The organism is Pseudanabaena cinerea FACHB-1277, assembly GCF_014696345.1.
In the GTDB taxonomy this organism is placed as follows: Bacteria; Cyanobacteriota; Cyanobacteriia; order Pseudanabaenales; family Pseudanabaenaceae; genus Pseudanabaena; species Pseudanabaena cinerea.
Genome location: NZ_JACJPY010000031.1, coordinates 23191 through 48997, shown reverse-complemented (window position 1 = coordinate 48997; position 25807 = coordinate 23191). Strand labels below are relative to the sequence as shown.

Sequence of the window (25807 nt, the reverse complement as noted above, 5' to 3'; positions counted from 1 at the left end):
TATTGAAACTAGCTCCCAATAAGTTAACCTACTATCAACGAGGTAAGAGGGCTATGCAGCTTGTCACGGCTACGTTTTAGATGTCTTTGTCACCCCCTCAGAGAGAAACCAGTAGTAAATTGTGAATGTCGAGATCCCAAAGATCAAATGTTTTTAGAGTTGGCTATAGCTGGAAATGCTGATTACCTAATCACAGGAGATCAAGATTTGCTTTGCCTTGCCCCTGATTTTAACTGTCCAATTTTAACCATTGAACAGTTTTACCAAATTATTAGAGGATAGTTAAATGACCATCGCGATCGTCAAAACCAACCCAAATACCAAGTCTAGAGTCACGTTTGCCGACTACCTGACTTACTTTGACGGGTCTGATACAAAATATGAATTAGTTGACGGAGAACTTGTAGCAATGTCGTTAGCCACTGGAAAGCATGGCGGAATTACTAAGTTTTTAGTAAGAGATCTCGATGGCGAAATTGAGCGCACTGGCTTACCTTGGATTGCATTGCAAGGCATTGTCGGAGTACGTTGTCCTCGTGGCATTGGACTAGATACCGTCAGGATTCCTGATGTGGTGGTGATGCAGCGAGATGATTGGCAAGCTTTGCAAGAGCGTGAAGCCGTGATTGACTTTAATCTATCTGCACCATTGCTTGTCATCGAAGTAATCAGCCCTTCCACCAAAAACATTGACTACCGCGCCAAACGCACTGAATATGCAGCCCGTGATATTCCTGAATATTGGAGCATCGATCCGCTAGAGGCGAAAGTCTCAGTCTTAATCAATTCCGATGGCTGGTATGACGTAACTGAGTTTGTTGATAGCGGTCTCCTGATTTCTCCAACTTTTCCCGAACTTCAATTAACCGCACAAATAATCTTAAAAGGAGCCTAGATCATGAAAAAACAAGCCTATAACTACACCGTACTTTTAGAAAAAGAGGAAGAGGGTGGCTATCATGCCTTCTGCCCTATGCTAAAAGGCTGTCATTCTCAAGGGGATACCTTTGAAGAGACTATCGAAAATATTACAGAAGCAATTGAGTTATATATCGAAAGTCTCATTGCCGATCAGAAACCTATTCCTCAAGAAAATTTAATCGTTAAACCCTTGAGTGTGTTGGTATGAGCAATTATCCAAGCGTTAAAGCAAAAGATTTCATCAAAGTGATTGAACAATTAGGATTTTACTTTGATCGCCAAAAAGGTGTCATGCCATTTATAAAAATGCTGAAGGTAAGAGGGTTGTCGTTCCGATCCATTCTGGGAAAGATATCAAACAAGGCACTTTATCAGGGATGCTCCAAGATATCGACTTAGACAAAGAAACATTTTTTAGACTATTGCAAAAATAAGCGATCGCCTTATTTCTCCAACTTTTCCAGAACTTCAGCTAACCCCAAAAACAATTTTTTCTATCTAAACCTATGTCAGAATTTAATCTTAGCTTTCACGGTTCTTTTGCACTCAAAAAAGAAGACATTTTGAGAATGATCAAAGTGGCTGAAGAAGAAAAAGGTGCAGATGATACCAAACAGAATTTGATGAGTAGAACTGGACTAGGGAATGAAAAAGTTTTACGAATCAAAGCTTGGTCTATTCGTTCAGGATTAGTTGAGCGAGAGACGGGCAAACTCACACCACAAGGCGCGATCGCTCGCAAACATGATCCTTATCTCCAATCACCCATCACCGATTGGCTGATGCACTTCTATCTCAGCTTCAGCGACAAAGGACTAGCCACCCCACCACCCGATCCCGCCGATTGGGGCGGCTGGACATGGTTTGTTTATAGCTTCTTGCCCAATCATCTAAACTTTAGCCGTAGCACCCTCGACAATGCTGCAAACCAAATCTATGAAACCGACAAGAAAAAAGCTAAATCCATTAGTGACGACCTCTTGAAAGTTCTCAAAGCCTATACTGACAAAAAGGACGCACTCGCCCAAATCAACTTTTTAAAGTCCCCCGCTAAAGATCAATACATCGCAGGACAAGCAAACCTGCCACCCGATGAACTAATTGCTTATTTCCTAGCCAAAATTTGTGAAAGAGATTTTCAAGGTTTGTCGCAGATCAATTGCGATCGCCTGTTAAACCATCCCTACGGACTCGCTCCCATCCTTGGCATTAGCCCCGACCAAGTACAAGACCTCCTCGATCGCCTCTCAGGAAAAGGCATCATCGAGCAGTACAAAACCGTCCCTCCCTTCCAAGTCATCCCCCGATGGCATGATCCTTTAGACTTATTGGAGAAAGCTTATGTCAATAATTGATGCAATCAATCAACTAGCACTAGATAAAGTAGAACTGCGCGATCGCCCCTATCTGCTCTATACCGACAAACTGAGTAAAACCGCCTTGAGTCAATTAGCCTTTCGCTATACTGGCGATCGCGTTAGCTATCGCGATGACCTGATTAAACGCCATACTAGCAACAGCAAAAGCGGTTACTTAAATCTGCAAATGCATATCAGTCGAGAAGTTGAAGCCATCAAACAAATTTGCCAGAACGCAACCAAACCAATCGTCTTACTAGAAGATCTAGATGTTTTGCTCACCTATCTCCACACCCGTCCCAATAGCCCCCTTAACCAATTTTGGCGAAATCTTGCCGCCACTCGTCAGCTTGCCTGCCCCATCTGGATCTTATTACCCAAAACTTGGGCAACTGAAATGGCAAGTAAAGAAAATTTGTGGGATATTCGCGTTAAATACCTGTAAAATAATGACTAGTAAATTGGGGGTTCTGTCATGTTCCTAAATGAATTTATCACTATCAATGAAGCAGGTTCGATTGAGCCTGTGGTCAATCTTGACATGATGAATGATCCTGTCAAAAATCTTAAACTATGTGAAGGCTTTGTCTTTAACTACAACAGCGATCGCCCCAAAGAATCGACAGTTGGCTTACTCGACATATTGCGCCGCAGCTATCACAGCCCCAACTCTCCTAATATCCATTGCGTAGTGCAAGACTATGGCAAGGGGAAAACCCACTTTGCCTTGGCGATCGCCAATTTCTTCAGCAAACCCTATGACAGCCCCGAAGTTCAAGGCATCTTTAATAGCATCAAAATTACGACAGGCGAAAAGAATAAAGGAGTTTATGACAATTTAGAATCCTTCAAATCTAGAAGTAACCATCTTGTTCTTTGTCTGCGTGGCGATAAATGTGATGATCTGCGCCAACACTTTTTAGATGTAGTCTTAAAAGCTCTAAACAACGCAGGAGTAACAAGCTCCATTGCTCATCACCTATGCCTAAGACCATTGCGGTATCTGGAGCAGCTTAACGATAGCGATCGAGTAAAAGGCGATCGCTTTCTGCGTCAAATCAACGCTCAGAATGGAGATATAGCAGCTATTTGTGAGCTTTTGCGAAATAACCATCATGAGGTAATTCCGCTTGTGATTCAAGTTGCTGATGCAATCACCGATGGATTTGCTCCAAATTTTACTAAGAATATTGAAATAGAAGAAGTTCTTGATGATTTAGTTAAGAATCTCTGCACAGGAAGCAATGCCAGATTTCAAGGTATTCTCATTCTCTTTGATGAACTTAACTACTATCTCGATAGTTGGCTAACTGACAAACACGCAGCAGGTAATACCGCCCCTCAAAATCTGACTAATGCCTGCACCAACCATAGAGCCAAAATTACCTTGATGAGCTTCACACAGGTTGATCCAAATTCCAAAAGTAATCGCGCAGGTTATCAACAAGTTTCCACTCGTCTTGCTCCCCATGAGCATACTCATAGCCCTATCTCTAGCCTAGAGCGCGTGATTGATGATGTAATCGTGCAGCAAGATAATGAGGCATGGCAAAAATTTAGAAAGAAATGGGACAATGTTTTTTGGGGAGATAGCCAAAGAATCTATAAACGCGCTCGTAAGTATGAGGATGGACAGAATCTCAATGTCCAAGACTTCCATAAACATTTGGGTTTAGGTTGCTTTCCTCTCCATCCCCTCACAGGCTATTTGCTTTGCAATTTAGAATTTACACAGGGCCGCACAGCGATTGAATTTGTGCGTAAAGAAGTTGGTGAATTTCTCAATAATGCTGCGGAAACTGACCAACCTGTCAAAGAAAGTCTAAACTATATCTATGCTATATCTTTAGTTGATGCTTTTGCACCTAACTTTAGAGCATCTAAAACTAAGTCAGAAATTTATACAACTTATCTTAATGCCATTGATGCAATTAAGTCTGATGCAGATCAGAATGAAATTAATGTAGTAAAATCAATTTTTCTTTACACTGTCAGTAGTGACTTAGTAATAAAATCTCCTCACGAAAGTCATGAAAAAATACTAATAGATATGACAGGTCTATCAGAGAATAGTCTCAAGAAATATCTAGTTAAGTTATGTGAAGAGCGTCAAATTATAGATCGTCGTCCAGATGGAATTTACCAATTCTTTGCTGGTCAGAGTCCCAATAGAATTAGAGAGAAAGTAATTGAAGAGCTTGAAAAGCAATTGAAACAAAGACCTAATTCACCTTCAACTGAAACAGTATTTGTAGAATATTGTCGAGAAAATATATCTACTATACTTGTGGCAGATGTAACTAAATCAATTCAATTTGCTAATGAGAATGGTTTAATAGCTTCTGATTGGTGTTTTCAAAATCAAATTTTTACAATTGAAGAATTTGAAAAATTATTACAAAAGCCTCAAGCGATTGTTAATGCCAAAAACAAAGGATGTCACGGTATTGTTGCTTATGTAGTAGACAGCAGAAAAGGGGATTTAGAAGGGCTTATAGATGAAATTGATAATTTATTATCAGCTTCACAACTTAGAGATCGACTAGTAGTAGCAATACCTAAACAAGATATTGGTCAAGATGAAGAAAATTTAGGTCGTATCTTGCAAAAACTAGCAATTCTCAAAACAGTATTTAGATCTGATATGGGAACTCCTGCATACAGTAAAGTTCTATCTGAATGGGAAGAACAAGTAAGAAATGGTGCATCTAATCTCTTAAAACTAGAAAAGAATTTGGTTGTTAAGTCTATCCGATCTAGTAAGATTCATGGTCTAGATAACTCCAAAATCAGTAATAATGTTAGCGTTTTATTAAAAGAGCTATATCCTTACGTTCCATCTGTTGGTAATTCTTCTAATATTAGACTTGATAACACTGCATCCAAGCAGATTGTAACTGCATTGGCAACTTGGATGCTAGGGAAAGGAAAAATTGAAATTGTTGACTTGCCGAAACATAACAAAGCTGCATATCAAGGTGCAATCGATATGTTTGAAAAAGTTTGGGGAATTTTTGAGAAAAAAGGTAACGAATATTATGTAAAGAAACCAACAAACAATAACATCTTAGCTGCTTGGGAAATGCTTGATCAATTGTGTGATCTGAAAGGGGGAAAGGTTATTGTAGTATCTTTAAATACTATCAGACAAAAACTATTTGATATTCCTTATGGATATCATGATTTGACATTTGTAGTTTTGGCTTTTGCTTGGTTAGCATTACATCGATCTGAAGTTTCTTTAAAAGGAACTGTTGCAATCAAATCAGGTTCACGAAGTGCTGATCCTCGTGTAGAGGAGAAAGAACTTAGCTTTTGGGCTACTACTAATATTGTAGAAAAATTAGATAATCTTGTTAAAGAATGGATTATTAAACTAGATGCCAAAGTGATTCGACGTGAAAGAATTACTGCACCTCCAATACCTACCTTACCCACCACCCATGATCAAGCTTCTATCTATATCAAACAAGCAAAAGATTTTTTAGACTCTAATGGCAATGCTCCAGAAGCCAATACGATTAGAGAATGGTTAGGGAGATTAACACAAAGTGTCAAAAATTTTGATGCTTGGTACAAACCAATTAAAGCGACTGAAGAACTAAATTTAGCAACATCTTTTGAAGCATTAATTAATTTATATCCTCAAGTTTTAAGAGACTATACTTTAACTGATATTGTCAGAACTCCAAGCCAAGAAGCTACACAGGTCAATGCTTTAAAACGTTTACAAGAACTTATTGAATTAAAAGTCAAACAACTACAAATAGATCTCGACAGTCTAACTACAATTCAAGATTGTGGTGTAAGTTTGGGCAATACCGATGCTGCAATCAAGCTATTACAATCTGTGACAGCATTACCAGATATTCATATACAAGCGCTGGAAAAAACTAAAAGTGCGATCGCCCATCGCCAAAAAACAATTGAGACTCGCCAACAAATCACCCAAAAGCTGCGTGAAGTCCAAAGTCGCTATGAAGGCTTGAGCCAAAATGCAACTCAGCAAGAGCTTATGGATGCTCAAGAAGCGATCGCTCAATTTGCAGAAGCATTACCAGCATTGCAACATGAAGCTAAATATCAAGAAACACTCGAAAATATTAGCGAACGCCAAGAGCAACTCAAACTACAATTACAAAATTGGGACAGCCGATCACTTAATGATTTATCGCCATTGGAATGTATAAAATTGCGCGAAGAACTAGTCAAACAAGAAAGTCGATATACATTCGCTGAAGATAAACAACAAATAAAAGAACTATTAAGTTGTCTTGGAAGAAAAATTGAGAATAATCAGTCAAGCCAAGTGATAGCAGATGATAATAAAAAATCAATAAATCAAGCTATAGAGCGAGTAAAATCAATTGGTGAAGCTAAATCAATAGGACAAATGTTTGATAATTACAAGCATTTACAGCGACTCCATATTGGTACTCATGATGATTTAGATACGCGAGAAGAAGAAACTCAACTCTCTCAATTACAGAATAGTGGATTTAAAACTTTACTTGAAAGAATAAAGCGAGAGCTTGCTAAGTGTGACTTATTGATTAACAAATTAGATGAATATAATCAAAGAAAAAATGTCTTACAACAGCTACAAGTTTTCATGCCAATTAGTGAAGAATTTAATGATATTTATCACGAGAAAGAAGTTGCAGCAAAAAACTTAGAAAAGAGATACGAAGAATTTTTAACAAGAGGAAAAATCAACAAAATTATCAAGCAAGTTAATGATCTTTCTGTCAGCATGAATAGCACTATTCGCAATTGCGAGGAAAACTTGCAAAAAATTCATAAATTTTCAGCAGAACTTACTGAGCTATCGAAACAGAATAACAATCTCACAATAGATTATTCGGAAATCAATAAAAAAATCAAAGAATTTGATAATCAAATTGCTAAACAATGTGAAGAACTAACGCGCTTACAAAATCGAATTGAGGCGATCGCTGATCCTAATGAATTAGATAAGTTCAAGATTGATTACGCCAAGATTGAATATATTTTCAAAGATTCATCACACTATGCCAACTATCAACAGTTTCAAACCAAAATCGATGAACTTGATGATGTCCTTGATATAGTTCGAGTATTAGAAAAAGAAATTAAGCAAAAGTCTAATTCAATAAATGAATGTCAAAAATCACAGCAAACGTTAGCTGAGAAAAGTAAAGATGTACCCGATCGCTTTCAACCACAAATCCAAGCAATTAATCAATATCTAAGCGATCGCCTAGAGCAATATCGTCACGAATTAGACGATCTAGAGCAACGCCTAACCACAATTACAGGCTTAAAACAATGTCAAAGCCTAGAAGCAGAACTATCACGCAAATCTAACTATTATCTCGGTTCAGAAATCGATGAAGATCGTTATCGTCTAATCCAAAGCCAACTCAGTCGCTTACAAGAGCTATACAAACTTGCAGATACTGCCAAGCGTCAAAGTCTAGAAGATTACGATCAACATCTGCAAACACTACAACAATGGCATGATGAGGATAGCCAAATCCCTGAATGGATGGGCGATCGCTACATTACCATCCGCCGCGAGACTGAAAAAAATCGCCAAGCTTTGCTAGATAAAATTCGTAAAGATGCCCGCGAATGGGTAAATCAAGTTGCTGTGGTTGAGTCTGGAATTAATACAGATAGTAATCTTGAAAGACAAGCTGAAGATGCCCATAAACTCATTCAACGCATCCAAAACGAAAAACCTATTCATATTTTGGGGCTAACTGAGGATCTGGAAAACACAATTAAAGAAATAGAACAAAAATGTAATAGCATCATCGACTCAAATCTTGAGATTCAGATTATCTCACGCTTCCGTCAACTAACCCAAAGCCGCCGTACTAGCCTTTATACAAAGCTTCAAGATTACTTAACAGATAAAACGGAGGATGATTAACCACAAAACTATGCCTAAGTTGGATTTTATACATAGATCTGTTAAAAACGCTCTTATCGCTGATGGATGGAGAGTAACAGATGATCCATATATCATTGAGTACCTGAAAACCAGACTATATGCTGATTTGGGTGCAGAAAAAGCCATCGCAGCCGAAAGAGGAGAGCAGAAAATCGTGATAGAAGTTAAGAGCTTTTTAGGAGCATCAAAATTTCAGGATCTTAAGGAAGCTCTTGGTCAATATGATATATATCGCTACTTGTTGGAGGAAACAGCACCAGAAAGAAAACTATATGTTGCAATTAGCAATGAAGCATACAGCAACTTTTTTAGTCAAGAAGTCATTAAACTAATCCTAGATAAGCACCAACTGCCACTGATTATTGTCGATATCAACCAAGAGGAGGTATTAAAATGGATAAATTAGCTCAATATTCTAACCAAATTAGAGAGATATTATCAAAGCACGTCAACTTATGTAATCAATATTCTAAACATGATCTTGAGAATATTCTAGTAATTGACGAAAATAACCGTCATTATATCTGGATGTCTGTAGGCTGGCGCAAAAGCGATCGCATTAATGACATCACTGTCTATGTCCGCATCCGCGATCAAAAATTTTGGATTGAAGAAGATTGGACAGAAGTGGGCATTGCTAATGAACTGATGGCTTTGGGTGTGCCTAAAGAAGATATCGTTCTTGGCTTCCATAGCCCACAGATGCGTCCCTATACCGACTTTGCAGTAGCGTGAGGTTAAAGTATGCGATCGCCTTTCCTTGGAATGAATCCTTACCTAGAACATCCTGAACTTTGGTCATCTGTCCATAGCCGCCTAATCGTGGCGATCGCTGATGCCCTAGCAGATATACTTAGCCAAGACTATCGGATAGAAATTGAAAAGCGCACCTATTGGCACGAAGAAATTACTGAACGTTATCTGGAAATTCGGGAAGTTAAAACAGGAAAAGTAATTACAGCCATAGAAATTCTTTCTCCTAAAAACAAAAGAACAGGTGAAGGCAAGGAAGCCTATTTACGGAAACACAGACGGATTCTGCAAACTCAAACTCACCTGATTGAGATCGATCTTCTACGCATAAATTCAACATTTTTATATCATCACACACCCGTATCTGACTACCATATTCTCATTAGCCGTAGTCACGATCGCCCTAGTGCTGATTTGTACAATTTTTCAGTACGCGACGCATTCCCGATGTCCCTATCCCTTTACGCCCCAATGAAGCAGAACCAATTTTAGATATACAAACAATTTTTCAGCAAATTTATCAAAGGGGGCGATATGACATGGCGATCGATTACACTCAACAACCTGAGCCAACGCTAAATGAAGTCGATCTAATTTGGGTAAAGGAGTTAATTAATCATGGCTAAACATATCGTAATTGGCAAAGCTGCCAATGAATTTGAAGATAATGCGATCAAATTTCTTAAAAGTAAATTACCTGATACATTTACTATTTTTAGTAATTTTGAACTTAAGCAAGGTAAAGAAATCTATGAGATTGATCTAGCAATTATTGCGCCGCAATGTGTCTTTGTCGTAGACATCAAAAATATTGTTGGACATATTGATATTTATGATAAGTGGTATCCAGAGAACAGAGAACCCTTTACATCTCCTCTAGCTAAATTACGTCAACACGCTAAAGTTGTTTCGTCTTTAATTAGCGACTCTAACAAAGCTCAAAGTCATACACTTAGAAAAATTCATGTTCAGGCTGCAATTCTAATTACTTCGTTAGAAACAACAATCACCGATCATAATGGCAAAGATGAAGATAGTATTACTTATTTAAGAGAAAGTGTAGAATTTTTTAAAAGTTCTCATCTAATTCCTGACCATCGCCTTCAAGATGTTTATACATATTCCAATGCTATTGAAATCGCTATTAGAGGCAAAACTCAACCTAAATCTAAACCAGTAATCTATCGTGACTGGCAGCTAGAGCAGAAGTTGAGTAGTGGCGATCGCTTTGAAGAATATCGCGCTAGACATAGTTTAATATCTACTCGAACTGCAAGACTCAAAATATATCTAGCAGAACCGTATCCTGATCCAGAAAATCCAGACCCAGACAAAAAGAGAATTCTTACAACATTTGCATCTCTAAGCCAGATTGATGACCATCCCAACATTCAAAAAATCAGAGATTTTTTTGAGACAGAGGACAAAGATCGCTTTATTCTTGTGCTTGACGAGATTGAGGGTCGCCCATTAAGCCAAGCTATACGACTGCTATCTACCAATCAAAAATTTGATGTTCTCAATCAAGTTTTAGGCGCAATGGAATATGCCCATGAGCATGGTACTATTCATCGCAATCTGTCTCCTGACAATATTATGATTACCCATAACAAAGGTCAGGCAGTGATCACAGGTTTTGAGTATGCCCGAAATCGCGATCGCACCCACACGATCGCCGCCGAAATCATCGATAGCATCGACTACAAATATCAACCTCCTGAATGTCAACAAGATCCAACAAAGGCAAGCATTGCCTCTGATCTATTTTCCATTGGCGCAATCTTTTACTATGTCTTCACGGGCAGAAAATTATTTGAGAATGTCCAAGAGTTACAATCCCGTTCCCTTTGCTATGTAGAGCCGCCATCGCAACTAAACCCAGAACTTCCGATTAGTTTTGATAATTGGCTGCAAAAAATTTGTGCTAAAGATCCTCAAGAACGTTTTACCAGTGCTGATGCAGCTAGACAAGAGTTAATACCAATCACCACAAGCGAAACCATTGATTTAGCTAATTTGTCTCAAGATTATCTAATCAATAATCAATATTTAGTCAAAGAGAAGTTAGGAAAGGTCGGCAGCTTTTGCGTGACTTACAAAGTATGGGAGACTACGGCTGAAGTCTATGAAGTGCTGAAACTTGTGCTACGCGATCGCATTTCTCTATATGACCGTGCGAAGCAAGAATATAAAATCCTGCGTAACCTGCCCGATCATCGCCATATTGTCAAGGTGCGTAATGCAGGGCAACTAGCTGATGATGAAACGCCTTTTATTGTCTTCGACTATGTAGATGGAAAAGATTTAACTAGTTATCTGTCAGAGACAAAGCTTAGTCAGGAACAGGCGATCGCGATCGCCAAACAAACAGCGATCGGGCTAGAGCATTTACACAATAACGGCATCTATCACCAAGACATCAAACCTTCTAATCTCTTGATTACTAACATTGATAATATTAAGAATCAAGAGATATGCGTCAAGATTATTGATTTTAATATTGCCGCATCAGAACAGAACGAATCTCCCACGAGTGCAGGGACTCAGCGCTATTTGCCTCCTGACTTTAACTTTCAGGACTCAGCATCACTAGAAGCAAAAATTGATCGGGATCTCTATGCTCTTGGCATTACCTTTTACGAATGTTTAACAGGGCATTATCCTTTTGATGGAGGCTTTCCTGCACCAAACCTTTTGCCCGTGCATCCCGACACCTTAGGCTTAACCGTAAAGGTTCCTGAAAAATTGACTATCTTGCTTAACAAAGCAATTGCACCGCACAGAAGCGATCGCTTTAAATCTGCCAATGAATTTCTAGAAGCTTTAAAACAATGTTTCGAGAAATCACCAACCATTGCTACCTCACCAGAAAAAGTCGCAATTAGGGTAGAAACGCCCAAACCTCAACTAATACTACCTACAAATCAGATCATTGATGCTAAAGCCTTTTTTTCGCGTCATCACAGCCCTGTTGTTTTTCCCCATCAAACACCTGAAAAATTTACCGTTACCCTCGATCCCACTGCTACCTATCAAGTCCCTCAAGGCTATCAAGCGATCGCGACAGAACTAGAATGGTTACAATATTTTCATGTGCAAGAACTAGAAACATCTCAACACTATTGGATTTCGGGCGCTTATCTCTGTAACTTTACCCGCAAATGGTTAGAACTGCATGATTTATCCCATACAATTATCACTGAGAAACAGGAACCAATCGTTTATTTACAATCACTCCTCGGTGATGCCATCAATCTAACGCAATGGCAATCGCCACCACTCGATAATTATCTACATTCCCTATGCGATCGCCTCAGCCATTATCAAATCGCTAAACCAAAAGCTAATCCAGTTATAGAACTTCTAGCCAATATTACAGAAAATCATCAAATTTGGACTGACACACCTAGCATTAGTCACCTCGCCCAATGGCTACTAATCAATGTGCATGAAGATTTTCAGCCCTTTGAGAAATACTGGCAGCAAGTTATTAGTCAATCAACTGATAATCCTAAATTGGCAGCAGCCTATATTGTGGAAAAGAAACAAGAACTCTTGCGTAGTTGGATTGGGCTAGATTCTTCTAGTAGCTTAATTGATGACTTAGGCAAATTTCCTTTAGATTTTCCTGTCCAATTTATTAAAGAACTAAATAATCATTGGCAGCAGAAAATCCTTGCATCTGAAGGCAAGATTTTAGATACGATCGCCCTTGATTTACCAAATATTCAACACATTACAAATCTAGCCTATGAATTATCAATTAAATATCCCGAATTAGTAGTTAGCGATCGCATTCATCGTTTACCCTATTCAGTTGCACAACGTCATAAGCTGCTAAGTCTATTGCCTCCAGATTTACCGCCAGCACTGGGTGTGAATGGATCTGTTCATGAAGCAATTAATTGGGCGGTCGAAAAATATTTGCCATTCCGAAAATGGGAGTTAACAGTTGCGAAAAAATCTGTAAATGAAAGAGAAAGCGATCGCCTCGGTGAAAGTTTTGCCAATTGGCTCTATCAGCAATATCCCAATCTCAAAACTCAAGCCGTTGCTGATTCGCCATTAAATTATAGTACCGCCCATTTAGTTACTCAATTAGCTAAAAATAATCCTGTGTTATGGGTAGTAATTGATGGTTTAGGATGGCTAGATCATCAGGAATTACTACAATATTTAACTGAAAGTAACTCATCACAAAACAAATTAAAGCTAGAGATGGAGTTATCACCACGCATTAGTATCTTGCCAACAAAGACAGAATATGCAAAATGGAGTCTCTACACACAATTACCATGCGATCGCTCTGATTGGTCGCCCGAAATGGCAAAAGCTTTTCCACAAATGGGTATAGGCGATCGCTATACCGATGGGCGCATGAGTATACTTTACGATGATCTGCGAAACGCAAAACATTCTCTTTTCTGTTGGGATACCGAACAACTCGATCATCTTTACCATGAGTCCCGCGATTGGGATAGCCTGTACCACAGCGATCGTCCTGCCACATTACGCAAACTCGCCGATCAAATCCATTACTGCATTCAGCAACACCCACAACCAGAAAGCCTAAAAGTTGTTATCGCTAGTGATCACGGTCAATTAATGGGTGAAGTTCCTCTTATGCCAAATCCACCACGTGATGTTAATGGCTCAGGCAGAATGGCGATCGGACGCACAGCCGATCCACGTTGCTTTATTCTAGAATCTAAAGCTTTTGGACTCCCTGAAGATATTAGTGTTCCTAAAAGTAGTATGTGCTTCAGCACATTCCAAAAAACATCCCAAGGACTTGGCATTGGTTTACATGGTGGACTCTTCCCTGAAGAAGCAATCATCGGCGTTTCCGTTCTATCGCAATCTGTAGAACGAAAGCCAGTATCAATTACGATCAAAGGCTCAGGCAAGGCAAATCAAAGAGGAAAACTAGCCATCACAATTGACAATCGCCGCAACTCCGCCACGATTTACGATGTGATTCTTGAGATTAAAGAATTACCAGAATTACTATATGGCAAACAAATTATCCGCCAACTCAGTAACCGCAAAGAAACTTATACTATCGAGGTTGCTTTTCCCCAATTACCACTTAGTGCTAAAAGCAATGCTGATATTAAGTATAGTCTTTCAGGAAACTTACGATATCGGTTTGCCGATGGTGAAACGATGCTGATAGATTTACCTGATGAAACAGCAATTACGATCTCCCAAATCTATACCAGTGGGTTTGCAGGAGGTCTAGATGAATTCCTATAATCACTCTAACTATCCAAATGAACTTGTCCGCGAAGTATTTGGCGATCTTTCTATTGATAAGCGGCGCTTTAATTCTAGTGGACTTAAAAATGCGGGAGTGCCTAGCTTTGTCGCGGAATGGCTGATCGATAAAATTATTCAAGGGAATGGAGAATTAGGTATAGCCGATATTGAGAAAGTTAATAACTTCGTTCGCAAAGCTTTTCCACGCAAAGACGATCGCCATGTCCTCAATTTCAAGCTTACTCAAGGTGAAGTCTTAAAAATCATTGCCCTCATGCAAGTACGTGTGAGACTAGAAAATAAAGGCGATCGCATTCCCGAACCCGTGGCCAGTATTCCTTCGTTAAATATCGAAGAATGTCGCATCGGCGTTGACCTAGTAGAACGCTATGAAAACCTATTGAGACAAGGACTATGGGGCAAAATATCTCTATCCATGCAATCCGATGGCATTGTCGAAGTAATCGATTTTGATCCTTTTCAATGTTCGGAAATTAACCTAACGGAATATGCCAAAGCGCGATCGCAATTTACAACCGAGCAATGGCGCGATTTAATGTTCTGCTCTATGGGCTTTAATCCCGAAATTTCAGCATATAGTACCACCGCAAAAAATTGGGTGTTAGCCAGATTATTGCCACTGGTTGAATCGAATTATCACATCATGGAATTAGCGCCCAAAGGCACAGGCAAGAGTTTTATATTTGAGAATATTAGTAATAAAGTCGCGCTCATTAGTGGCGGTAAAGTCACTCCTGCCCGTTTATTTATCAATGGCAAAAATAAAGAGATTGGATTACTCGGTCGCCATGATGTGGTGGTGCTAGATGAAGTCCAGAGCTTGACTTTTGAGAATCCCGATGAAATCATTGGTCCACTCAAAAATTATTTGGCAAGTGGTCGTTACAATCGTTCAGGCTTTGCGGATATTTCCAGTGATTGCTCTCTCGTAATGCTTGCCAATATCGAACTAGATGAGCAGCTACGCCCTCGCAATGAATTTAACTTATTGCAAGATTTACCTAAATTCTTTTCAGAAACCGCATTACTCGATCGCTTTGCAGGGATTTTGCCAGGGTGGGAAATTCCCAAATTTAAAACTGAGGCGATCGCCACTCAAGTTGGCTTAAAAACAGACTTTTTTGGCGAAGCCTTACTTGCTTTGCGCCGCGATAATCGCTTTGCCTCTTACGTCAGTCAACATACTAGTTTTGATAAAAATACAACCATTCGCGATCAACAAGCGATTCAGCGATCGGCGTCAGGATTCTTAAAAATTCTCTACCCTCATCTAGAATTAACCCCAATCGATTACCAGAGAGATTGCCTAGAACCTGCCATTCGTTTACGGCAAATTGTACGAGATCAGCTATATCACCTTGACGATGAGTTCAAGCAAAATGGCAAAATTATTTATGCTGAAGTGAAATGAATGCATCCCAACGCATCACAAGCGATCGCCATTTATCTTGATTACCACGTCACCATACCCCTAGATCCGTCACTTTCAAGCCTTGATACAATGATTACAACTATGGAAAGCAAAGTATTACTTCAACGCATCAAAGAGATTGTGTATGAGATCGAGCCAACCGCCCAAATATTTCTCTATGGTTCCCGCGCCCGTGCTAACGCAAGACCAGACTCAGACTGGGATATCTTAATATTAGTTGATGGAGTCGTCAATCCGTCTCGACGCGATCGCCTACGCCATCAAATCTACGAAATTGAATGGGAAACAGGAGAAGTAATTTGTTCAATCATCCGCAGCCGTCAAGAATGGAACACACCGAGATTTCAACAAACACCATTCTCTAAATCCATAGAAAAAGAAGCAATCCTCTTGTAATTAACATGAACATTCCCAATGAAGCAGTTCAATATCGTCTAGAACGAGCCGAAGAAGCCTACCATGACGCTCTAACCCTTGCAGAATCAGGAGGATGGAATAGTTGCGTTAATCGCTTATATTATAGTTGTTTTTATGCAGTATCAGCTTTATTACTCAAAGACAATCTATCGTCTCCAAAACATACAGGCGTTCGCGGCATTTTTAACAAAGACTATGTAAGGACTGGCATTATTTCTAAAGATCAAGCAAGACTTTACAACGATTTATTTGAAAGTCGTCAAGAAGCAGATTATGGCGACTTTGTGTACTTTGAAGAGTCAGAGATTTCGCCTTTGCTACCTCAAGTGAGGGATCTGTTGGACTCAATCACGAAAGTTTTAGCACAAGACTAGCGATCGCCAGATTCAAACCTTGACACAATAAATCTCAAAATATGCAAAGCGATCGCCCCATTTACCTTGATTACCATGCCACCACCCCCGTTGATCCGCGTGTCGCTTCCGTAGTCATGGAATATATGCTGACAGAATTTGGCAATGCCAGCAGCATTGACCATGCCTATGGAGACAAAGCCGATCGCGCAGTCAAACAAGCCGCCAAACAAGTCGCTGATTTAATTGGAGCCGTACCTAGAGAAGTAATTTTTACATCGGGTGCGACCGAAAGCATTAATCTAGTGCTGCAAGGATTAACCCCAAAATCACCTAGCACCCATAAGCTAAAAATTGCAGTATTACCCATAGAACACAAAGCTGTTCTTGATACTTGTGATGCCCTAGTAAAAAAGGGAATTGCCGAGATGCTCCTTTTAAAAATCGATCGCCAAGGCAAACTAGACCTCGAACATTTAGAAACAAATTGCTCTCAAGGCATAGATTTAATTTGTGTGATGGCAGCCAATAATGAGATCGGCACTATTTACCCTGTTCAAGAAATCGGGACGATCGCCCAAAAATATAACATCCCCTTTCTTTGCGATGCCACCCAAGCCGTTGGCAAAATCCCCATTAACTTTCGCGATTGGGGCATTAGCTATTTGGCACTATCAGGACATAAAATGTATGCCCCTAAAGGCATTGGAGCCTTAATTTTGCGTAAAGGCTATCGGCTAGAACCATTAATTTATGGAGGTGGACAGCAAAAGGGAATCAGGGCAGGAACGCTCAATGTTGCGGGAATTGCGGGACTGGGAGAGGCTTGCCGCTTGCGTCAGCTAGAAATGGAACAAGATGAACATGAAATTGCCATCAAGCGCGATCGCCTGCAATCTTTGTTACTAGAGAGTATTCCTGATCTAACGATCAATGGCGATCGCCTGAACCGACTGGCGGGAAACCTCCATATTTCTATCCCCAATATTCCCAATAAGGCAATCATTGCTAGAATTCGCGATCAACTGGCGATCGCCACAGGTTCAGCTTGTTCATCAGGTGTTGAGGCTGCTTCTCATGTTTTGCAAGCCATTAACCTACCCACACATCTTATTGAAGGAGCCTTACGAATTAGCATCGGCAAATTCACAACCGATGCCGAAATTGAGAGGGCAGCAAATATCTTGATTGCAGCAGTGCATAGCTGGCGATGGAGTTGACTCGCTATCAGGATATGCGAAGATCCAGCGTATCCGCTCAATCCTACATTCAGCAGGTCAAAAGTGAAATAAAATATTTATCGTGTCAGACTAATAAAAAAATTGCGAAATTTTGGGCATTTTTGTTTAACTAACTCAGAGTCAAGTCGCCTGATAAAACGGGCGGTATATTGCCTTACATCTACTGCGAAAGTCGGGATCTTTTGCTAGGGTTTGATCCCAATCAGCTATCCCCCAAGACTCTAATTCTGGCTTGCTGAACGATAGAGTTTATAAAATACGCATAACAAATATCCTGAGCCAATTAACCTGATAATAACACTTTGATTTTCTAGGCGATCGCCTTGGGGCAAAGTGGCGATGAGAAAACTGAACTACAGGCTTTAACAGGTTTAACAGTCAAATATTTTGACCCCAATTCAGACTGTAATAGGGTGCGAGACTTCCCACTCACACAGTTAAAACTTTCTATATTTACTTGCGAATCACTAAAAAGATCTGCCAATATAGGTTCTAACACTTGCTTATATAGGGAAAATTCGCGTGACTGTTGCTGCTCCTGTTTCTGCGCCCGTCAAGAATGCCACCACTTCAGGAATTTATATGATCATTCACGGGCATTTTTATCAGCCGCCCCGTGAAAATCCATATCTTAATGCGATCGAGCGTCAGGAGAGCGCCGCTCCTTTCCATGATTGGAATGCCCGAATTCACCATGAATGCTACCGCCCCAATGCCTTTTCGCGGATTGAGCGTCATGATGGCAAAATCGTCAAGATTGTCAATAACTATGAGTACATGAGTTTCAACATGGGACCCACCCTACTCTCATGGATGGAATATCACGATCGCGACACCTATCAAGCAATTCTCGATGCGGACAAACGTAGTGCCGATCGCCTCAATGGTCACGGCAATGCGATCGCGCAGGTCTACAACCACATCATCATGCCCCTCGCCAACTGGCGCGACAAAATCACCCAAATCCGTTGGGGCAAGGCAGATTTTAAGTCACGGTTTGGACGCGAACCTGAAGGAATGTGGCTGGCGGAAACGGCGGTGGACTATGAAACCCTTGAGGCGCTGGCGATAGAAGGTATTAAATTTATTATTCTTGCTCCTTCACAGGCTCGGCGCTGTCGCCCGATCGCCACTGCTGACAATCCTCACCCCGCATGGCAGGATGTCAGTGGCGCACAAATCGATCCCAATCGTGCCTATCGCTGCTATTTGCGCCGTCAAGAATCGCCGTCGGTCACAGATGAGCGCCATAGCCTCAGTAAGGATCTTGAACTCAGCCAGTTCCATTTGCCGCCAGATACCGATGCTTACATCGATGTGTTTTTCTATGACGGTCCCATTTCCCGTGATATGGGCTTTGGCGATCTATTGGGTAGTTCCCATAATTTTGCTAAACGCCTTAGCCAAGCCGTTAAGCATGATCATCGGCAGCATCAGCTAGTATCCGTTGCCACCGATGGCGAAACCTTCGGGCATCATAAGCATTTCACTGAAAAGACGCTTTCCTATGCCTTTGTTGAAGAATTTCCTAAGCGCGGCTGGACAGTGACCAATTATGCCCATTACCTCAGCCTATTTCCGCCCACATGGGAAGTATCCCTCAAGTCGGTGACGGCTTGGAGTTGCGCCCACGGTGTCGATCGCTGGCAGGGTGGTTGTGGCTGTGGCGGCGAAGGCTCTAAGTATCAGCAATTATGGCGGCGACCATTGCGCGACAGCTTGAATTGGTTGCGTGATCGCCTTGCCACGATCTATGTGGATATTGGGCGCAAATATTTTAATGATCCTTGGGAGGCACGCGATCGCTATATTGAAGTCCTGCAACATTCGTTGCGTAATGATGATGGACAACTCGAAGCCGCTTTAGAACGCTTCTTTGAGCAGCAATCGGGCAACAGAATCACCAACTCTAGTCAAAGGGTTGATGCTTTGCGGCTATTGGAAATGCAGCGCCATGCATTGCTGATGTTTACTAGTTGCGGTTGGTTTTTTGAAGAATTGTCACGCCCTGAAACGGTGCAGATTTTGCGCTATGCCGCAAGGGCGATCGAACTGGCGGCAGATGTGGCTGGGGTGTTGCTTGAGGATGAATTTATTCAACGCATGGCAAAGGCTCCTAGCAACCTGATCGAATTTAAGGATGGCGCTGGGGTCTATCGCGAACAGGTTGTCACTAATCGCATTAGCCTTGCCCAAGTTGCTGCCCAATATGCCCTTAGTTCGACATTGGGCGACTATGGGCGATCGCAACAAATTTATTGTTATCAAATCCAACAGCAGGACTATCAACTGCAACGCATTGGCTCCATGTCCTTAGCGATCGGGCAGATCTATCTCACATCAAGGATTACCCAAGAAACCGTGAGCTACATCTTCGCCGTGCTGCACCTTGGTGGCGATGACTTCCATTGCTGCATTCAGCCCTTCACAGGGCGGCGCGAATATGAAGAGATCAAAGCAACCCTATTCAAGACCCTGAAACAAGCGAATACCGCCGCCGTAATTTTGGCGATGGCAAGTAATTTTAGTGGCGAGCAGTTTGGTCTGCATCATCTCTTTGCCGAAGAGCGTCATCGGATTTTGCGAATCCTTGCCGATGAGACCCTCACCCGCCTCGATCAGCTTTATGAACAGGTCTATCGCGATAACTATGGCATTCTGATCTCCTTTAGGCGTGATGATCTGCCCGTGCCGCCAGAACTGCAAGTTGCTGCCGATATCGTGTTAAATAACCGTCTTACGGAAGCATTAGAAGCCTTGGAAACGGGCGGCACGCTACCCAATGTTGGACTCGAAGCAGTGGCGATCGAAGCGCTCAATCTGGGCTGTAAGTTTGTCCATGTTGAAGATGCCCAAATCCTCGAAAGATTTATTCTCAGGCAAATTCACGGTCTTTCGGCAATTGCCAATATTAGCGAAATGTCTTTATTTGATTATCTCAATCAAATTGAGCAAGCGATCGCCATCAGCGATCGCCTCCATCTCAAGCTAAATCTCAGCCTCTGCCAAGAAGCATTCTTAAATTATCTATCCAACCGCATTGCCCCCCAATGCGTATTAGCGAGACAGATTCTCGATTTAGAATCGGTACAAAAGCAACCGATTCACATTGAGGTCAATCTCTGTGAGGCTATTTCTAATTTGGAACTGCATCAATTAATTGATACTGCTAGCAAATTAGGAATTGCCACCGAAGCTTGGCTATTAGAACGCTAATAGTCTGTTGATTCAAAAATAAACTCAAAACCGAAGAGATTGTTCCGCCCGCGTAGCGGGCGGAACAATCCCTGGTTTTAGGGTTTAATATGCTGATCTACTTATCCTTTTACCCCTGAGCTTGACTCTGTGGGAATGATGTATCGTTGGAGAAAAATAAAAACTATAAATACAGGTAACAACGAAATAACAGAACCTGCGGCAATCAATCGCCAATCTTCTGAAAAGGCACTGGCTAGACTGGCTATTCCACGGGGCAATGTATATAGTGCTGGTTTATCCACAATTACCAATGGCCAGAGAAAGTCTCCCCACATTGCCACAAACGTAAATACTGCAAGGGTAATCAAAGCTGGGTTTGCCGATGGCAGCATGATATGCCACCAAATGCCGATACTAGAACAACCATCAATTCGCGCAGCTTCTTCCATTTCTTTGGGGACAGTTTGAAATGCCTGTCGTAATAGGAAGATGCCAAAGGCAGAAATAATATAGGGAAAGATTAAACCTGCATAAGTATTCTGGAGATTGAGCTTTACCGCCAAAATATATAAGGGAATCATCGTGATCTGAAAGGGAATCATGGTTGTGCCAACGATCGCCCAAAAGATAACTTCCCTTCCTTTAAAATCCATTCTTGCAAGCGGAAAAGCCGCCAGAGAGCAGAATAATAAATTTAAAATTACGGTAATGCTAGAAACGAGAAAGCTATTCCAGAGGTATAGATCAAAGCGTGAGTTTTGCCAAACCTTAACCAAGTTGGCGATCGTGGGTTGGCTAGGCAATAGCTGCGGAACTGACTGAAATATATTTTCGCTGGGAGATTTGAAGGCGTTGCTGACTAGCCAGAGCAGAGGGAATACGGTGATGATGGCGATCGCAATGAGTAAAACAAAAAACAATATACTTGGAACGAGGTTTTGAGCTAAGTTTGGAGTGAGACTCGATTGGTAAGGCTTTGATTTAAAAAGTTTCATTTTATTTATTGCAGAAAATAACTCAAAACCGCACTCACCAAAGGAACCGACAAATTATCTGTTCCCCCTGGGGAATAAGCCTCTAGTAATGCCGCGATCGCTGCCACAGGTACAGACATCATCACATTTCGCCATTGCAAGTCTTGACTAAATCCCAAAATCGCCACAATTACCGCCATGCTCGTTACAAACATCGCCAAAGAACCCTCTAAGCTCCGTTGGTTGCCCAAATGCACAAAGGTATGTCGCCCAAATCTCTTACCAATTAGTGCCGCCATGCCATCGCCCCAAGACATCACCATCACGCCGATCGCCACATATTGCGGGTGCTGCTCCCAAAACAGGGCGACTAAAATCGTGATACTGAGCGCATAGTAAAACACACCATAGGTCTTGCGCCCCACATCATTGAGCATTGGCAAAATATTGGTGTAATGAGAAGCAAGGGCGATCGCGCTAAATAAAATTCCTGCGGCAAGACAAATCCCAAAGGGTACGTGCAACCACCAAGCGATCGGCAAAACATTGCCTGCCCCAATATGCACCACCTTTCGCACTAATTCTGGCTCATGCCCAAAGTGCCGCAAGATCGCCGATGTCAGGAATACTAACCCCAACCAAATCACCACAGCGCTAATTTGGGAGACACTCTGGGAAATGTCATTATAAGCATTATAAATAGTAGTCTGAATAATTAAGTAATTCATTGCATTGGCAAGTATAAAAATTCTGTAAAAACAATAAACAATGCTTGCTACGGTTTTAAGTTTTCATTTTGCCGTAGACACAATAAAAACCGACATATCTAAGTAATTATGTCACTTCCCACAGAATAAAGTAGACAGGCAGTAGACAGGCAGCAGGCAAGATGCCTGCGCTACAGGGATTTTAAATTTTGTGGGTCAGACATCTTGTCTGACATGGCTGTTACGAACCACAAGAAAAACTTTGAAAGCGTTGCTTTGCAACGCTTTCAAAGTTTTTCTTGATTTGGATTTGAGTGCAAAGCGCCGTAACAATCACGTCTGATGCAATTCTATAATCATCGATTGCTATAATTTGCAAATTATGGATAAACGTTTTTATAGCTTTTTTAATTTAACCGAAGAACAGGCGATCGCCATTCTGGATACGCCACAGGCAGAAATAAGTGAGGACGACTCCCGCTACATCGCTGCTTCCCATTTAGTTAACTTTAATACGACTGACTCTATTGCTGCACTCATGCGTGTAGTCAAGCAAGAGGTTCAGGACTTAGATAGCCGCATTGTCAGGCGCAAGGCAGTAGAAACCCTAGGCAGACTACAGGCTAAGGATTTCTTAGAAATTGCGGGTGAATGCCTATCAGACGATGATTGTTATACAGTCGAAAATGCAGTGTGGGCGATCGGCGAAATTGGGACAACAGATATTGGAATTTTAGCGAAAATTACGGATTTGTTAGATCGGCATGGTCAGAGCTATCGCACAATCATTCAAACCCTTGCCAAGTTAGATTATCAACCCGCGATCGCCAAAATTGCCGAATTTACCCACAATGAGAGCCTACCGATCGCCAGTGCCGCCATCACCGCGATCGCTCGCCTCAAACGCGACTTTTCGCAAATGTGGCAAGTGGCAACCCTATTGCAAAGCCGTAATGTCATCGCCCGCCGCCTATCAATTCAAGATCTCATTGATGCCAAATATTATGCAGCGATTCCAGACATTGCTCAATGTCCAGTATCCCTAGTATTTCGGCTACGCGGTATCCGTTTATTAGGAGAAGAAGGCATCGCATCAGGAGAACTAAATTTTGCAGATGTGCAACCCCACCTTGAAAAATCATTGCTCGATCATCCGCAAACCCTATCTCTAGTGCATAGCTATGAGAACTTGCCAGATTTAGACTTTTTAATAAGGGAACTATATGAAACCGACTTTGGACGCTGCTATTTAGCAATCAAAACAATTATTGCAAACTATAGCGAAACTGCACCTGCGGCACTCTTCGCCACCTACGAACAGGAGGCCAAAAGTGACTACGGCGCACATTTCCATGTGGTCAAACTGATGGGGTGGCTAAAACACGCCCCCGCCTATGACCTCCTTATCGAAGCCCTGCACAATCAGCAACCACAATTCCAAAAATCCCGCGCTGGGGCAGCGATCGCCCTCGCTGAGATTGGCGACCCACGCGCCATTCCCGCCATTAGATCCTGTCTCAATTCACCAATTTGGGATCTCAAGTACGCATCCCTATTAGCACTAGAAAAACTCGGCGATCGCAGTGGTTACGAACTGCTCATCAACGATAGCGATCCTTTAATTCAAGCAAAAGCCAAAAGCCAAAAGCCAAAAGCTAACAGCTAAAAGCTAACAGCTAAAAGCTAAAAGCCAATCCCCAACCCCCAATCCCCAATCCCCAATCCCCAATCCCCAATCCCCAATCCCCAATCCCCAATCCCCAATCCCCAACCCCCAACCCCCATGTCCACCGAACTTCTATTTCAACAACTAAAACACCCCAATCCCAATGTTCGCAATCAAGCGATGTGGGAAATTGCCGATAACTATAGTCCAGATACAATTAATCAACTAATGGGTCTACTCGATCAAGAGGATACGACCTATCGCCGTGCTGCGGTGAAAACCTTAGGGGCGATCGGGCATGACACGGTTTCACCGCTAGTGGCAGCACTACTCCATAGCGACAATATGACCGTGCGGAGCAGTGCCGCTAAGGCTTTAGCACAGGTGGTCATTTGCCACCCCGATCAGCCTTTGTCCGACGAAGGGGTGCAAGGTCTAAAAGCCGCCCTACAAGATCTCAACCCTGTAGTAAACATTGCGGCAGTGATGGCGATGGGTGAAATTGGTGCACCCGTTGTCCATATTTTGATTGAGGCTTTGCAGGAAACCGAAAATCCTGCTTTGGCAGTTTCCCTTGTCAATGCGATCGCATCCATTGGCGATCCTAGTGGCATCACTGTGCTGCAAGCTATTACGGAAGATACAACGGCTGATTCCTATGTTCTGGAGACGGCTAAGAGTGCTTTGTCCAGATTAGAGATGACCGCAGGACTCAAACGAAAGTAACTTAGCTATTGGTATTGATGTGGGACTAACCCATTTTGCGATTACCAGTGACGGGAACAACTTAACCCGAACTGACGTTAATTATTGTTGACTTGATAAATGCTTTGGCAATATCTCTTTGACACAATTATTTATTTATGAAATTCAATAATTTCTTTCGGTATGTATGGCGTGTAAACGCGCTGGTCATTTTTGGGGCTGGATTATTATCGATCGCTGTACTAGCCTATGCCGCCTTGAGCATATACCGTCAGCATACCAGTCAGACTCAAGTTAGTGATGTGGTAGTTAGTGAACCCACTCAAGGGACTGAGGTGAGCAATAAGTCGCTAATTGGTGACTTCTCAAAGATTGAAGGGAGCGCAGTTGTCAAAGCGCCTGTTTATCTGAGTCAGGAATATCAATATCGCTATGGCTCAAAGGAAGCTAGTTCAATTCAAAACTATATTTTTTACGATCCAGCCGCCAAAAGCTTTACCCTGCTCCGCAGCACCAATCAGGGCTTAATTTTGTCATCAACCCCTTTAAACATCCTTAATCCTGAAGTAACACCGATCGCTGATTTATATGTAATTGTCGAAAGGGACACCAATAACGATCAAAAAATTACAGAGCGCGATCAAAAGAGTTTGGCGATCGCCGATGCTTCAGGTAAGAGATTTAAAATGGTCTTGCCAAATATGGACGGCTTTAAAGGCGCTTCAGGCATCAAAGACAATCGTGTATCTGTGTTTTATACTATTGCTAATCAGCTTAAGGCTTCAGAAATTGACCTGCGATCGCAAGAAATTATCAGCACTACCACCATGGATGCTAAACGCTAGAACCTTTTGAAAGTGATGC

General features: G+C 41.6%; 22 protein-coding genes and 2 pseudogenes. 19 read left to right on the top strand and 5 right to left on the bottom strand.

Annotated elements, in window-relative coordinates:
* Nucleotides 1-60 precede the first annotated feature (60 nt).
* The 6 genes and pseudogenes from H6F44_RS24020 (at nucleotide 61) to H6F44_RS11345 (ending at nucleotide 2724) form a co-directional block, all read left to right on the top strand.
* A complete protein-coding gene (locus H6F44_RS24020) occupies nucleotides 61-282 on the top strand; it encodes a putative toxin-antitoxin system toxin component, PIN family (RefSeq protein WP_199302092.1) in 222 nt (73 codons plus the stop codon).
* 4 nt (nucleotides 283-286) lie between these two features.
* On the top strand, nucleotides 287-895 hold the full coding sequence (locus tag H6F44_RS11365; protein ID WP_190351070.1) for a Uma2 family endonuclease: 609 nt from the start codon (nucleotides 287-289) through the stop codon (nucleotides 893-895).
* 3 nt (nucleotides 896-898) lie between these two features.
* Nucleotides 899-1129: a type II toxin-antitoxin system HicB family antitoxin gene (locus H6F44_RS11360; protein WP_190351069.1), complete on the top strand. Its 231-nt coding sequence runs from the start codon at nucleotides 899-901 to the stop codon at nucleotides 1127-1129.
* Nucleotides 1126-1355, top strand: a pseudogene (locus tag H6F44_RS24015) (type II toxin-antitoxin system HicA family toxin). Before H6F44_RS11360 ends, H6F44_RS24015 begins: the two are co-directional and overlap by 4 nt.
* Nucleotides 1356-1427: 72 nt before the next feature.
* Nucleotides 1428-2276 (top strand): DUF4007 family protein, encoded by an 849-nt coding sequence (locus H6F44_RS11350; protein WP_190351068.1) that lies wholly within the window; start codon nucleotides 1428-1430, stop codon nucleotides 2274-2276.
* Nucleotides 2263-2724, top strand: a complete 462-nt coding sequence (locus H6F44_RS11345; protein ID WP_190351067.1) for a hypothetical protein — start codon at nucleotides 2263-2265, stop codon at nucleotides 2722-2724. Before H6F44_RS11350 ends, H6F44_RS11345 begins: the two co-directional genes overlap by 14 nt.
* A gap of 186 nt (nucleotides 2725-2910) precedes the next feature.
* Here H6F44_RS11345 and H6F44_RS11340 read toward each other — a convergent pair whose 3' ends face one another.
* Together H6F44_RS11340 and H6F44_RS23545 are read right to left on the bottom strand one after the other, a co-directional pair.
* Nucleotides 2911-3057, bottom strand: coding sequence for a hypothetical protein (locus H6F44_RS11340; protein WP_190351066.1), 147 nt, complete (start codon nucleotides 3055-3057; stop codon nucleotides 2911-2913).
* A gap of 207 nt (nucleotides 3058-3264) precedes the next feature.
* On the bottom strand, nucleotides 3265-3396 hold the full coding sequence (locus H6F44_RS23545) for a hypothetical protein (protein WP_277874118.1): 132 nt from the start codon (nucleotides 3394-3396) through the stop codon (nucleotides 3265-3267).
* 15 nt (nucleotides 3397-3411) lie between these two features.
* Here H6F44_RS23545 and H6F44_RS11335 point away from each other — a divergent pair, with 15 nt between their 5' ends.
* The 9 genes and pseudogenes from H6F44_RS11335 to H6F44_RS11295 all read left to right on the top strand — a co-directional run bounded on the left by H6F44_RS11335 (nucleotide 3412) and on the right by H6F44_RS11295 (nucleotide 17672).
* Complete coding sequence (locus H6F44_RS11335; RefSeq protein ID WP_190351065.1) at nucleotides 3412-8196, top strand: coiled-coil domain-containing protein; 4785 nt, start codon at nucleotides 3412-3414, stop codon at nucleotides 8194-8196.
* A 10-nt stretch (nucleotides 8197-8206) separates the two neighbouring features.
* Nucleotides 8207-8623, top strand: coding sequence for a XisH family protein (locus tag H6F44_RS11330; RefSeq protein WP_190351064.1), 417 nt, complete (start codon nucleotides 8207-8209; stop codon nucleotides 8621-8623).
* Complete coding sequence (locus tag H6F44_RS11325; protein WP_190351063.1) at nucleotides 8611-8952, top strand: XisI protein; 342 nt, start codon at nucleotides 8611-8613, stop codon at nucleotides 8950-8952. Before H6F44_RS11330 ends, H6F44_RS11325 begins: the two co-directional genes overlap by 13 nt.
* A 9-nt stretch (nucleotides 8953-8961) precedes the next feature.
* A pseudogene (locus tag H6F44_RS11320) lies at nucleotides 8962-9596 on the top strand (DUF4058 family protein).
* Nucleotides 9589-14226 (top strand): methylation-associated defense system protein kinase MAD6, encoded by a 4638-nt coding sequence (mads6, locus tag H6F44_RS11315; RefSeq protein ID WP_190351062.1) that lies wholly within the window; start codon nucleotides 9589-9591, stop codon nucleotides 14224-14226. Before H6F44_RS11320 ends, mads6 begins: the two are co-directional and overlap by 8 nt.
* Nucleotides 14213-15661: a BREX system Lon protease-like protein BrxL gene (brxL, locus tag H6F44_RS11310; protein ID WP_190351061.1), complete on the top strand. Its 1449-nt coding sequence runs from the start codon at nucleotides 14213-14215 to the stop codon at nucleotides 15659-15661. The genes mads6 and brxL overlap by 14 nt, the downstream gene beginning before the upstream one ends.
* Nucleotides 15662-16078, top strand: coding sequence for a nucleotidyltransferase domain-containing protein (locus tag H6F44_RS11305; RefSeq protein WP_242016537.1), 417 nt, complete (start codon nucleotides 15662-15664; stop codon nucleotides 16076-16078).
* Between the two features lie 5 nt (nucleotides 16079-16083).
* Nucleotides 16084-16473: a HEPN domain-containing protein gene (locus H6F44_RS11300; protein ID WP_199302091.1), complete on the top strand. Its 390-nt coding sequence runs from the start codon at nucleotides 16084-16086 to the stop codon at nucleotides 16471-16473.
* Nucleotides 16474-16514: 41 nt separating this feature from the next.
* Nucleotides 16515-17672, top strand: coding sequence for a cysteine desulfurase family protein (locus tag H6F44_RS11295; protein WP_190351060.1), 1158 nt, complete (start codon nucleotides 16515-16517; stop codon nucleotides 17670-17672).
* 331 nt (nucleotides 17673-18003) lie between these two features.
* Here the strand turns inward: H6F44_RS11295 and H6F44_RS11290 are convergent, their stop codons facing one another.
* On the bottom strand, nucleotides 18004-18192 hold the full coding sequence (locus H6F44_RS11290) for a hypothetical protein (RefSeq protein ID WP_190351059.1): 189 nt from the start codon (nucleotides 18190-18192) through the stop codon (nucleotides 18004-18006).
* A 23-nt stretch (nucleotides 18193-18215) separates the two neighbouring features.
* Here H6F44_RS11290 and H6F44_RS11285 point away from each other — a divergent pair, with 23 nt between their 5' ends.
* Nucleotides 18216-20909: a DUF3536 domain-containing protein gene (locus H6F44_RS11285; RefSeq protein ID WP_322096208.1), complete on the top strand. Its 2694-nt coding sequence runs from the start codon at nucleotides 18216-18218 to the stop codon at nucleotides 20907-20909.
* A gap of 101 nt (nucleotides 20910-21010) precedes the next feature.
* Here the strand turns inward: H6F44_RS11285 and H6F44_RS11280 are convergent, their stop codons facing one another.
* The gene (locus tag H6F44_RS11280) at nucleotides 21011-21886 is read right to left on the bottom strand and encodes a carbohydrate ABC transporter permease (RefSeq protein WP_190351058.1); all 876 of its coding nucleotides are present in this window, start codon (nucleotides 21884-21886) and stop codon (nucleotides 21011-21013) included.
* A gap of 5 nt (nucleotides 21887-21891) precedes the next feature.
* Nucleotides 21892-22593, bottom strand: coding sequence for a diacylglycerol/polyprenol kinase family protein (locus tag H6F44_RS11275; protein WP_242016536.1), 702 nt, complete (start codon nucleotides 22591-22593; stop codon nucleotides 21892-21894).
* Between the two features lie 361 nt (nucleotides 22594-22954).
* Between H6F44_RS11275 and H6F44_RS11270 the strand changes: the two genes are divergently transcribed.
* The 3 genes from H6F44_RS11270 to H6F44_RS11260 all read left to right on the top strand — a co-directional run bounded on the left by H6F44_RS11270 (nucleotide 22955) and on the right by H6F44_RS11260 (nucleotide 25788).
* Nucleotides 22955-24238, top strand: coding sequence for a HEAT repeat domain-containing protein (locus H6F44_RS11270; protein WP_190351057.1), 1284 nt, complete (start codon nucleotides 22955-22957; stop codon nucleotides 24236-24238).
* 117 nt (nucleotides 24239-24355) lie between these two features.
* The gene (locus tag H6F44_RS11265; protein WP_190351056.1) at nucleotides 24356-24964 is read left to right on the top strand and encodes a HEAT repeat domain-containing protein; all 609 of its coding nucleotides are present in this window, start codon (nucleotides 24356-24358) and stop codon (nucleotides 24962-24964) included.
* A gap of 137 nt (nucleotides 24965-25101) precedes the next feature.
* The gene (locus tag H6F44_RS11260; protein ID WP_190351055.1) at nucleotides 25102-25788 is read left to right on the top strand and encodes a hypothetical protein; all 687 of its coding nucleotides are present in this window, start codon (nucleotides 25102-25104) and stop codon (nucleotides 25786-25788) included.
* Nucleotides 25789-25807 lie beyond the last annotated feature (19 nt).